Genomic DNA, 12,322 nt, shown 5'->3' with positions numbered 1-12,322 from the left:
TTTCATTTTTATCTTATCTAATTTGATATTGTCATGGGTGGCACCACAATAATTATGACAATTTACATGAATGAGAATTTATCCAATCCATTGGATAAGAAATCCTTCACCTATAACCTTCAGGTTAATTCACATACAATTGTCGTGTATAATCTGAATTGTTTCTTGCACAGGTACCCGCTTAGGTACCCGCTTACTTTCCTTTCCCACCAACCTTCGGTTTTTTCGGTAATTTTTTATCTAGTTTAATCACCACTGTTGTTAACGGATCAAGTGTTAAAGTCGTTTTCGACAGTGTAAAGCCTGACTTTTTGGATACAAGTTTTGTTCCAGCTTCATCATTGTCTACTACGACAACTCCTTTAGAGAAGTCATAATCTCCTAATGTTAAGGTGCGCGATTTGTTATCGGCATTGACAAATACGTAGTAAGTACCTGTTTGATCTGTCGATACATTTTCGTAGGCAATCACTAAATCTTGATCGTTCATTTCAGGGAAATCTAGTAATGATACGTTTGTATCAACCAGCTCTTTTTCGCCTAAACGGAACGCATTTGTTGATTTTCTTAATTCAATTAATCCTTTTGTGTAAGCACTTGTCGTTGTATTGACGGCAAATGCTTTTTTGTTTGTTGCTTTTTGCCAATCAAATTTATTGATGGCATCTGAGGAGTCATAGGAATCATGGATGAAGTAGCCAAATGACTGACCATCCAGATCTGTTAATTCATGATATTTTTGTTCAGGTACACCTTCGCCGAACCACTGCTTCGTTCTGCCATACTCCTGGCCAGCATGAAGGAAGGCAGTACCTTGAGATGTCAGCACCATAGCGTTACCGATTCGAATTCGTTTATGAATCTCCAGGTTGTTCGCAACAATGGACGGATTCTTTTTAATGGACTGCGCAATGACATCATATAAAGGCAAGTTATCATGTGCTTCAATGTACTGGACCATATCGCCCGGGTCATCGTCAGCCGTGTTCGAAGGCTGCCCTTTAATGTTATTGAAAATCGTTTCGATATTTCGTGCGCCGCCTGTAATGAATCGAGGCTCCCCTTCAGAACCGAAACCAGATTTCAGTTCATTGCGGATTTCGTCAGAGAATACTCCGACATCGTCCGTTTTATCCATCCAGTCTTGGTCAGCACCCATTCCAGCAAGTTCTGGATCAGCTAGATGACCGGCAAATGTTCTCCAGCCTTCGCCAATAAATAGTGCATCTGGATTTACGGAAGCCGCTGCGTTATACGCATTTTGGATGGATGGATACGTTGCGTCACCCATCATATCAAATCGCATGCCATCAATTTTGTATTCTTCAAACCAATATTTTACGGAATCGACCATTAACTTTTCAGCCATCGTGTGGCTTGTCGCCAGGTTGTTGCCAAAGCCGCCAAGGAAGTTGCCTTTAGCATCTTGATACGCGTAGTAATTTGGCACAATGTCATTTAATTGACTGGCTTTTGCCATATGCGTGTATACGACGTCAAACACAACACCCATATCTGCATCATGAATGGCATCGATTAATTCTTTTAATTCTTTTACGCGCAGTTCAGCGTCTTTTGGATTCTCTGAATACGCCCCGTCTGGCGAGAAATAACTGTGCGGGTCGTAACCCCAGTTATATTCATTGCCGCCAGCTGAGTACTCAAGCTCGCGTTCGCCCGCCTTCGTTTCATCGCCATAATACCAAGCCATGACCGGAAGTAATTGAACATGTGTAACCCCTAAAGATTTAATGTAATCGAGCTTGTCGATAAAGCCTTTATACGAGCCCCATCTTGACTTCAAATCCTTTGCAATGGACGGATCAGATGTAAAGTCACGTACGTGAACTTCGTAAATCACCGCATCTTCACGCTTTTCGTAACCATCAATCGAAGCATGACCGAATCCTTTAGGGTTCGTGCCGCTTAAGTCGACAATCGCTGCTTTCCCTACCGTATCTCCGTCAGGACCCGCATTTCCTTCTGTATTCACCGTAAAGGCTGCCATTGACTTCGCATAAGGGTCTAGTACTTTTTTCGTGACGCCGTCATTTGTTACTTCGTATTGATAGTAGTAGCCTTTAAGATCTTTTACACCAAGGTCTTTTGCTTTGATGTTTGCTGACCAGACACCTTGTTCACCACGCGTTAGCTCGACTGTGCCGATTGGTGCAGCTGCATCCTTTTTATCAAAGAAGTTCGCCACTACCTTACTTGCTTTAGGTGCCCATAATTTCAATGTCGCATTGCCTTTTTTGTAAGTTGCACCTAGATCATCACCATCATAAGCGTACATTTTATCAAGCATTCTCCAACCGGAAGATGCTGAAACAGTTCTGCCTGCATACGTAATGGACAATGGAAGTTTGTCTAAGTTCAGTGCTGCTTTTACTTCAACTGTCGTTGCGCCAGTGATTTCGACGCTTTCAACGGCAACATCTGCCCCATCAACATCTTTAATGACCAAATCAGCTTTCAGTTTGTCAGCTGTTAAGCCCTCTGTCATTGTATACCCGAGTAAAATCGTATCTTCTGAAATGACTTCACCTGATACAATGCCAGATGCCACTTCTCCGAACGGGGAAATGTAGACGTTATTGTCCCCTTGTTTAATCCATAAGTGATTGTACTTATCCAATAAATTGAAAGATTTATCGCCTGCATCTTTTTCTTGCGTTTGTTCGTTGACAATCAGGAAACCAATATCCTTCGCGCCTTCTTTTAGTTCGATATCCGCATAAGCGCCATAACGATCTGTGCCGTCGAAATCGACTGCGCCTGTTGGCCAACCGTCAGAAGGTGAAGCGGTATCGCCCCAGTTCCAAATGCCAAGATTGTCGTAGTCCCCATTGTCACGCGTATAGTGAATGCGAACCGTATTTGCTGGTAAATCGACCGGTTCGTACGTATAAACATGATCCGAACCTTGCTTGATCCAAATTTCATTCATTTCTGGTAACGCAATCGTAAAGCCTTTGTCGCCACCATCTTTACCAGCGTCGCCTTTCATGATATCCATCACAAGGAAGCCAATATTTTTCGCACTTTCAATTAGTGGAACGTCAATGTACGCACCATAACTGTCCGTTTTTTCAAACATCGTTGCTCCAACTGGCCAGTTAGCCGAAGGTGAAGCTACGTCATTCCATAACCATGCACCATAGTTGTCGTATACATTGTCGGTTCGGTTATAGTGAATGCGAATGGTGTTCGCTGGAATTGGTTCGACTACGTCTCCAACGTCACCTTTAGCAGCCGCACCTGTTATGTTTCCGCCTTCAACTGTTAGCAAGACAGTACCGCCGTCAGCTAAAGCTGGAAGTGTTACGTTAATTTCTCCTGCATCATTTGCTTCATAAACTTCTCCTGAATAATAATCGGTCACAACTGCCTCTGCCGAATCTACTGTTAACGTCACATCTTTTGCATTTTCCGCAACGTTGAGTCCGACGTAAACCGATTGATCTTGATAGTCACGAGAGAATAAGAGGAACTTATCTTTATCAGACCCACCTACGAATGTTCTTTCCCCTTTTGCAAACACTTTGGAATGCTCGCTTCGGAAGTTAAGAATCTTCGTGTAGTGATCCAATACATCATTAATTTCGACTTGATCCCACGCAAAGTTATAGCGGTTATCATATTGTGGGTAGTTGTTGGCGCCAGATAAGCCAAGTTCTTCCCCGTAATAAATCACAGGCTGTCCTTTTGCAGTTGCCTGCAGGGAAGCGGCAACTTTCAACTTACCTTCATCTCCACCTAATGAATAAAGGAATCCATCTTCATCATGACTGCCTAAAAACTGCCCTAATGTCGCGGCATTATCTATTTTGCCGTTACGATCAACAAGCGCTTCATTCGCCGCTTTCAATTGACCATTCACGAAGTTACGTGCTGTATTTTTAAACTCAAAGTCTAGTAAGGAATCCATCGTTCCTGTGTTTAGGTAACCGAGGGTATTGTTTGCATTTGCCCCCCATGCTTCCCCAATCATCTTAAAGTCAGGCTTTTTCTCAGCTAGCGAAGTTTTGAATTTCATCCACGTCGCATCTTCTACATGCTTCACGGTATCTACACGGAAGTAGTCAATTGTGTTGCCTTTAGCTGTCGTCGCTTCGTCAATCCAGCTTGTTTGCCAGTCAATGATTTGTTGACGAACGGCAGGGTCTTCCGTTTTCAAGTCAGGAAGTCCGGCTAATTCACCAACTACCTCATCCGTTCCAACGTCTGATCCTTGACGGACCGTATCGCTGAATCTAGTACGATCTTCATCTGTCGGGAAACCTGCTGGCTGGTTCGCCAACGTTCCATCGATTTCTTTCAACCCATAGCCGGTATGATTCAAAACAACATCCACCATGATTTTCATATCACGGTCATGTGCGGCATCAATCAGTTCATGGAAATCATCCATCGTTCCGAAGTGCGGATTCAATTTACCGAAATTATTTGCCCAGTAGCCATGATAGCCGTAATAAGGCTCATCCGATGTGCCAGTTTCAACAGAACGGACATCGTATTTGATATTTTCTACAACTGGACTGATCCAGATCGTATTGACACCAAGATTATCAAGATAATCTAGTTTACTCGTAATCCCTTTTAAATCCCCGCCTTGGTACGTCCCACGCTTAGACGTATCATAGTTCAGGTCGTAGGGGTCGTTGTTAGACGAATCTCCATCAAAAAATCTGTCGGTTAACATAAAGTAAATGACTGACTCGTCCCAATCAAAATCTGACGTTCCTGTCGATTGTCTCGTCTTCACTTCTACTTCCGCCGTTCCTGTGTAACTGTTTCCATAAGAATCTACCACTGTTAATGGAATCGTTTTGATGCCAGCAGTTGTGTCATCGTCAACTGCAATGGCAATCTCTTTTAAGGATGGATCAATCTCGAGCTTATCTGACCCACCTAAAGAAGTCGCATCTGCAGTAATTTTGCTGATGGTTACGTCGTCTGTCAGTCCTGCAATATCTACAGACAACACCGCGTTTTGATTATAATCAATTGCTGCCGGTACCACTGATCCAGAAACCGTCAAGTCCGCTTGCTTGAAGTCGATAAATGAAGCCCCATCGGTTGTATTGTAAGGATCTGTTACTTCTGTCGTCACACCATCTTTTGTGACCAGGAAGGTATATGGCGTTTTCCCATTTGGAATGTTTTCATATGCAACTACGAATCTTTCATTGTCTGGCTCATAATTCATTTCAGTCGTTTGTTCATTAAACTTCAACTCTACTTTTTCAATCGTGTCCATATCATCACTCGCGAAAAGAGCTTTGTCCCGGTAATAGAAAGTAGCGTTCCCTTGATCAATAACGGGAGCCGATCCATCTGGTACGATGCGAATTTGCTCAACACCACTTGTGATGTAAGCCTTTGTCAGTGAATCGTTCTTATTGACTTGAATAAAACGATCCCCAAACTCTTTTTGTGCCGTATTCCAGTCTTCCGTGCTGCGAAGAACAAAGCCAAATTGCTCGGTTTCAGGGGCAACTGCAATATGAACGGATGCCACGCCACCTTCATACGATTCAAAGTTGATTTGATCATTCTTCACACCTGTATTCCATGCCCATATATTCCAGGCACCATACGTTTGATCTTCGCGAATATACGTAAAACGAACTTCACGATTCGATGAATCTACTGTTTCATTGACAAATGTTGTATCAGTGGCATTTGCCTGTTGAGCTGGTATGAACGGCGGCCATAGACTCAAAACCAGTATTGAAACAATAAACATGGATATTCTACGTTTAACATCCCTTGCAATTTTCACTCATCATGTCCTCCTTATTCTTTCTTTGTGATTGATGAATAAATTAATGCCAGCACGACTCCCTTTCCTTGGTTAGAATAGAACCAAATGACTTCCTGTGAAACCGTTTGCACAAATAAATAGAAAGCGCTTACATATGCAATCTAAAAAGCTAATCTAGCTGAATGAAACCATAGAATACGATATGTAAGCGGTTGCAATACATGTAAAATTTTACTGTAAATCTATTTTTACAGCAATTAAAAAGTAAGAACATTCAGAAAAACACATCTGAATACCTAGCATTACGTACATAAGATAAAAATGATTGTTAATCTAAGACTCTTTTTGAATCATTATTTTTGGAACAGAATTTCCCTCGTCGCTATGGCAATTTCCTATATGCTGAAACAGTGGCCAAAATTAATTACATTCATGAGGGACGGACGCTTCGAAATCGATAACAACCGAGCTGAGAGATCAGCTATGGCAATTATTGTTATGACAAGAAAAGACCTACAGAAAACTGAGGAATACTTTTACTGGAGTGGTTACAAGAGTTAGTACCCCTTCTCCGAGGAACTAAAGTCTAAAATCTTATGGAGAAGAACCTTATCCGCATGGCTGGAATAAGCAGTATATATATGAAGGTTCCAGAAAAATGATTTTGATTACTTCAAAAATAGATCTAGTTTAATAAATCCATAAAAGATGCCCAACAGTGTATCAATGTGTGTTAATTTGTAGGGCAATTTCATTCGCTGGTAAATTCTTTGGCGAGCAATAGTAAAAAACATGGCACTGGTGGTGAATCACGTGGCCGTAATCACAAGATTCGAAAGATTTGAGAAACACTATGAGAAGGAACTTCACGGCGCAACAAAATTGCCTGTTCCAAAACATTTAATTATACTGGCATATGTTCTATTTTCTTTTGATGAGGAATAAGACCAGAGTACCCTATTTCCTTAAATGCCTGTACATATCTGGGACGTCTTCGGTATAATCACGCCAATGATTATACATATAGGAAGACGTCCTTTTCCTTTTCTAGAGATATTGAGGACATTATATCCGTCAATCTCTGGACAGGCAAGGAATTCAGCACTGATACATTTTCCGAAGTTGTAGTGTAATGTCAGAAATGTTTCTTTGCGTGGCACCCTGAAATTTATGATAACTTAATTATTTACATATTTATACAGAAAAGAATCCAACAATTGCTGAATTCTTGAAATTGCTAATGCAATTGTAGTTAATAATCTGAAGAGTTTTTTACACAGGTACCCGTTTTTCAAGGAAAAATCTTATGCAATTGTCGCTTATAAGCTGAATTGTTTTTCACATAGGTACCTGTTTTATTATGAAAGAACAGAGTAGACGTACTTCAAAATAAGTCATCCATTTTTTTAGCACTTAATAACTTAGCCATGGTCGTCTCGCGATTGACGATAATTCGCGGATGATTGATGTAGTCCTTTGTCAAAGGAAGTGGCTTCTCCAGTTTTACTACTTCAGAAAGAACCACGATCTGATGCTTTTCCCACTCCATAACTTGATCTTTAAAACGAGTATCTGAAATAATTCCCTGAACTTCAGGTATATCAATTAAGTCATTCTTTGTTACATGACGATAGATGTGGGATACCTTGCCGTACCGACTAATGCTTTTGGCAGGTGAACAATCCGAATCTCCGTAGAATAATAAAGAAGACATCGGTGAAACGATTTTGTTTGTGGAAAAAAAATAGATTTTGTACTCATCTAATATTGTCATATACCAAGGGTTTTGAGTAACAACGACTGCTTCCCTTACTTCTTTTTGTAACATCTCACCGACAACTATTTTCTCCATCTGTGTGATCTTCCCTTCAACATGAAGTATGTGTTCATCTAAGATCCTATTAATGTACTCATTTAGACTTTTTTCTTTTACAGACATATTCACCAGTGTTCCGTATTTTTCCGGGGACATTCTTAGTAAGAACTTCTTTTGCATCCTTCCACCAACTTCCATTACATGGAATTAAACCTATTGAAGTGATGATATCATTTACTCAAGCATCCTGCAACAAAAAAGAACAAGGAAGTTACTCCCTGTCCTTACAAGCGATGTAACAATTAGTTTTATACATAGTTGGTATCTTTTAATAGACGGTTCTCAAGCTTCGTATTAGAACACCGTTAATTAATTTACAAAGAAAGCGGCCAATACAATGTCGGCCACTTTTTGATTTCGTATTTAGTTACGATTGGCTAGCCACCATCTTAAGTGCCACCCACTAATAAATTGTAGGCAATAATTGAATGTACACAGAATGAAAAAGCAGAAACATGATATACATCAAAATTGATCACTAAAAATCTTTTCCGGAGTTTTCATGGCTGGCACCAATTAAATTATGACAATTTACAAAAATGAGAATTTATTCAGAAACTGTATTAAAAAACCCACTTCCTACAACTTTCTGGAAAAATCATATGCAATTGTCGTTTATAATCTGAATAGTTTTTTACACAGGTAGGTACCTGATTTTTAAAAAATACATCATAAGCTTGACAGAGTAGCCCGTCAATTTTTTGACATTTCAAGAAGAAATAGAAACAATGTGTTCATTATTTGACGCTTACCTTACACAGTTACCTGATTTAGAAATTAGCCACTTTTAATCTAAGGTGCCACCCATTGATATATGCAATTGTAGTAAATAATTTGAATAGTTTTTTACACAGGTACCCGATTTATGATCGTAGCTACGTCAACGAGGAAAGAAGTCAAAATCGGTTAGGTTATAAGAACACCGAAAGCCTTCTTAGAAGCGCACTTGATGTCTTAAAACTACCATTTTAACTATGTCAGAAAAAAAGGGGTTAAACCACTCACACTATATAAGATGGACTCGAATTTTTAACACAGTGGTGCGTTTACGTCTTCTTCCCAGATTGTTTGAAATTCACATTGTTCTTCTTGAAGTCGGTTATAGTATTTGACAGAATCTCTATCGATCATTGATTCTAGTGTTAAGTCCTCTTCAATATTATTTTCATTAAAAATTGAATTACTTATTACAATTAGATATTTGCTGCTAAATGGAAAGGCTATTTCTCCATTCTCTGCTACTACAACAGGATTATCTGATGTTTTAAAAGGAATTGATGTTTCATTAACATAAATCTTCCACAATCTATCATATAAACTGTTTCCGAAACTTTTCAACTTATCTTTATCGTTTAATAAGATAATGAAATGTATTAGTGGCTGGTACTCTTTTTCTATTTCAAAAGATGAAAAATAATCCTCCAAAGTCTTCCTTTTATTTCTTGTCCGTAAATACTGAATGGTTATATATAAACTAAATACAACTTTAAAAGGAATATAATCTAAACGGTCATTGGGTGCATATCTTTTAGAAAAAAACTCATTAATCATATTTACATATGGTATCTCAAAATTTTTGTTAAAATATTCTTCCACAAAATCCGTCTTAAAAAAATCCTTGTATTCAGGAAACTTCTTCACAAATCCTTCTACGAATTCTAATGGGATTTTATAAAAGTGGTTTTCTACAGTTACATCTTGTACACTAGCGATAAACAATTTGTCTCGCTTCTTGTCATACACCTTAACTTTAGGATTACCTTCTTTCGGATTTGTACTAAATTGCTTCAAATAAGCTTTTTGTACTGTATGACTTCTTTTCGTTGGTTTTTGTGTCATTCTTCAATCCTCCGAATTTTTCTATAAATCTCCAAACTTTACAACATTTTTAAGGTATCCTTTAGAATTCGAAAGAGAAAACTTACTATTTTTCTCCTATAGTTTATTAATTATTTCGAATGCCATCTCCAAGCACTTACAATAATATCCTTCAACTGAAACTTAGGCTCCCAGCCTAATGCCTTATTAATCTTCTCTGAAGAAGCCACCAATACAGCTGGGTCTCCATGACGACGATTGGCATATTCAACAACGGCCGATTTACCTGACACTTGTTCACATACTTCAATAATCTCTTTAACAGAGTACCCCGCACCGTTTCCGAGGTTATATACTTCATTATATACATCCCCACTAACTAATCCTTCATAAGCTAGTACATGAGCATTAGCCAGGTCAGTTACATGAATGTAGTCTCTTACACAAGTGCCATCTGCTGTGTCATAATCAGTGCCAAATACAGAAATTCGATCTCTTTGTCCTAATAAATGCTGCAAAACAATCGGAATTAAGTGTGACTCAGGTTCATGACTCTCCCCAATTTCACCAGACTCGTGCGCTCCTGCAGCGTTGAAATATCTCAAGACTACATATCGTAAATCATGTGCATGAGCAACATCAGCTAGAATATGTTCTACCACAAGCTTTGAACGCCCATAGGTATTAATCGGATTTGTAGCAGTGTCCTCTGTAATCAATTCTGTGTTTGGTATGCCGTAAGTAGCGGCAGTAGAAGAAAAGATGAATTTCCCTACTCCATATTCAACCATTTTCTCTAGTAAGGTTATAGTTGAACTGACATTATTACCATAATACATCAATGGCTTTTTAACAGACTCCCCTACTAAACTATTTGCTGCGAAATGGAAAACTGCATCAATCTTGTAAGTAGTAAATACAAAATCAAGAACAGCTTTATCTCCTAAATCACCATTTACAAATGTTACATTGTCATCTAATAAAAAGGGATACCCCGTTGATAAGTTATCCAATACTACCACTTCATAGTTCCCAATTAGTTCTTTCACCGTGTGGCTACCAATATAACCAGCGCCACCACATACTAAAATCGACATGTTTTCCCCCTTTAATCAATGATTCTTCTAATTTTTTCTCAAATAACTCTAACAGTTGTTCTCTCAATTCTGGTCCTGTCAAAGCAAATTCAATAGTCGTTTCAAGGAAATCAAACTGTGGCAGGTAAGAATCGAGTTCCTAAACCTGCTGCTGGAATATTTGTTTTTTTATTTGCACTATGTAGACTTACTGCCCTATTCTGGTAAGATTTTCTTTCTTATCCGCTAATTTTTTAAAAAAATGATAAGAAATTGAGCGAACGGATAAATGCTGAATCTCAAATTCATTGATAATTTCACTCAATTTTCTTTCCCAGTAAAAACGGAATAAGTTACTTTCACTATAATATGGAACATCAAAGATAACACAAAAAAAACGAAAAGGCGTTTTTCTAGAGTGTCTACTATTAGGGGTTCAGTTCAACAGTGACTTTTTGAGTGTTTTTATTGTAATACAGAGCGGTGCTGAAAAATAACATCAAATAAAAAATATAAGTTGATCCGTATAAGAAGCCTTCTGAATATAAATGGAAAAGATAAACGAGGAGCCCACCAAGAATAGACCATAATTTCTTTTTTAAAAGAACGAAAATAGAGGTAATAATTATTCCAATAATTAGTCCGAATCCTATGAGCCCGATTTCTGCTAATAAACTAACGTAACTATTGTGGGCTGTAACCCAGCCTAAAGTTTCAGAATTTATATAAGCTGTTTGTCTGAATCCAAGTCCAAAAAGTTTATTTAGAAAATTACTTTCTTCATATTGTAACAAGACGTGTTTGGTATAATTAACACGATTAGAACTGTCATTAATAGCAATTGATATGAAGTTCTTCAATAAAAATATTAGTCCAACAAACAAACCCATTAAAAAATATAGATTATACAATTTTTTTAATGAAACGTTAAACAAAAATTGGATAAATACTAGAACTCCAAAGCCTAATAAAAAAGCAAGAAATCCACTTTTGGACTGAGTTAATATTAAAGTAAGCCCAAAAACAAAAATAAGATATGTTTTTTTAAAAGGAAGCCACTCTTTAGGGGATAGAATAGTAATAATCAGAAATATAGCCATTGATCCAGCTAGTCCATTAGCGCTTCCAGAAGTACCTATAGCTCTGAATACGTTGAAACCATAACGTCCATCATACCAACCAACAGCATAACTATAAAATGGGCCAGTAAAAGAAGAAATAATTCCTGTTATACCTAAAAGAAAATGAAGAAAAATAGTACTCTTTAGTAATTTATTTTGTAATTCCTGGTTTTGAAATATATCAAATATTAGGAGAGCTAATCCTAAAAAGTAAACAATCCATTGAATCTCATATAAAAATACATTGATATTGTGTACCAATAATAAAAAATATAAGCTATGAATTATTATGAAGAATACTAAACTACTCACAAAAAAACCGTATGGCTTAAATGGTGTGAGAAACTCAAATTTTAATTTTAGGGTTCTCCAAACAATGAACAAAGTAATTACGAAAATTCCAAAAGAAATAAAACTATCTGAATTTCCAATACCTATAGGAATTGGTGGAGCAAATAAAGAGACGATTAAATAAAAAACAAAAAATTTATAAGTGGTTACGCTGAAATTCACCCTACTCAGTGAAGGCAATATTAATGTCTTGAAAGGAAACACCTCCAATTAAATAAGTAAAATAAAATGCAATTAATGAAGAGTACGTAAGAAAGTAAAGTTAAAATAACTCAAAGATTATTAATTTCCTTATATTTTTTGGGGATTT

6 protein-coding genes are annotated in these 12,322 nt (G+C 37.7%); 1 reads left to right on the top strand and 5 read right to left on the bottom strand.

Going from position 1 to position 12,322, the window contains the following annotated elements; all coding sequences use genetic code 11:
• Positions 1 to 193: 193 nt before the first annotated feature.
• Complete coding sequence (locus tag ACQKEV_RS03740; RefSeq protein WP_427444816.1) at positions 194 to 5,752, bottom strand: pullulanase; 5,559 nt, start codon at positions 5,750 to 5,752, stop codon at positions 194 to 196.
• A gap of 339 nt (positions 5,753 to 6,091) precedes the next feature.
• Here ACQKEV_RS03740 and ACQKEV_RS03735 point away from each other — a divergent pair, with 339 nt between their 5' ends.
• Positions 6,092 to 6,331, top strand: a complete 240-nt coding sequence (locus ACQKEV_RS03735) for an IS66 family transposase (protein WP_427443492.1) — start codon at positions 6,092 to 6,094, stop codon at positions 6,329 to 6,331.
• An 823-nt stretch (positions 6,332 to 7,154) separates the two neighbouring features.
• Here the strand turns inward: ACQKEV_RS03735 and ACQKEV_RS03730 are convergent.
• From ACQKEV_RS03730 to ACQKEV_RS03715, 4 genes are all read right to left on the bottom strand, one after another.
• Positions 7,155 to 7,622 (bottom strand): hypothetical protein, encoded by a 468-nt coding sequence (locus tag ACQKEV_RS03730; RefSeq protein ID WP_427443490.1) that lies wholly within the window; start codon positions 7,620 to 7,622, stop codon positions 7,155 to 7,157.
• Positions 7,623 to 8,675: 1,053 nt separating this feature from the next.
• Positions 8,676 to 9,485: a DUF4238 domain-containing protein gene (locus ACQKEV_RS03725; protein ID WP_427443488.1), complete on the bottom strand. Its 810-nt coding sequence runs from the start codon at positions 9,483 to 9,485 to the stop codon at positions 8,676 to 8,678.
• 110 nt (positions 9,486 to 9,595) lie between these two features.
• Complete coding sequence (galE, locus tag ACQKEV_RS03720; protein ID WP_427443486.1) at positions 9,596 to 10,561, bottom strand: UDP-glucose 4-epimerase GalE; 966 nt, start codon at positions 10,559 to 10,561, stop codon at positions 9,596 to 9,598.
• Between the two features lie 407 nt (positions 10,562 to 10,968).
• A complete protein-coding gene (locus ACQKEV_RS03715; RefSeq protein WP_427457709.1) occupies positions 10,969 to 12,174 on the bottom strand; it encodes an O-antigen ligase family protein in 1,206 nt (401 codons plus the stop codon).
• Positions 12,175 to 12,322 lie beyond the last annotated feature (148 nt).

It is taken from the genome of Paenisporosarcina sp. NPDC076907 (genome assembly GCF_050269735.1).
GTDB lineage: Bacteria > Bacillota > Bacilli > Bacillales_A > Planococcaceae > Paenisporosarcina.
The sequence above is the reverse complement of the archived record's forward strand: the minus strand, read 5'-3'. Positions and strand labels throughout refer to the sequence as shown.

What these genes read in the sequence shown, in the direction of transcription:
- ACQKEV_RS03740 (WP_427444816.1), bottom strand. Translation starts at nt 5,752, where the DNA reads ATGTTTATTGTTTCAATACTGGTTTTGAGTCTATGGCCGCCGTTCATA.
- ACQKEV_RS03735 (WP_427443492.1), top strand. Translation starts at nt 6,092, where the DNA reads ATGATTGTTAATCTAAGACTCTTTTTGAATCATTATTTTTGGAACAGA.
- ACQKEV_RS03730 (WP_427443490.1), bottom strand. Translation starts at nt 7,622, where the DNA reads ATGGAGAAAATAGTTGTCGGTGAGATGTTACAAAAAGAAGTAAGGGAA.
- ACQKEV_RS03725 (WP_427443488.1), bottom strand. Translation starts at nt 9,485, where the DNA reads ATGACACAAAAACCAACGAAAAGAAGTCATACAGTACAAAAAGCTTAT.
- galE (WP_427443486.1), bottom strand. Translation starts at nt 10,561, where the DNA reads ATGTCGATTTTAGTATGTGGTGGCGCTGGTTATATTGGTAGCCACACG.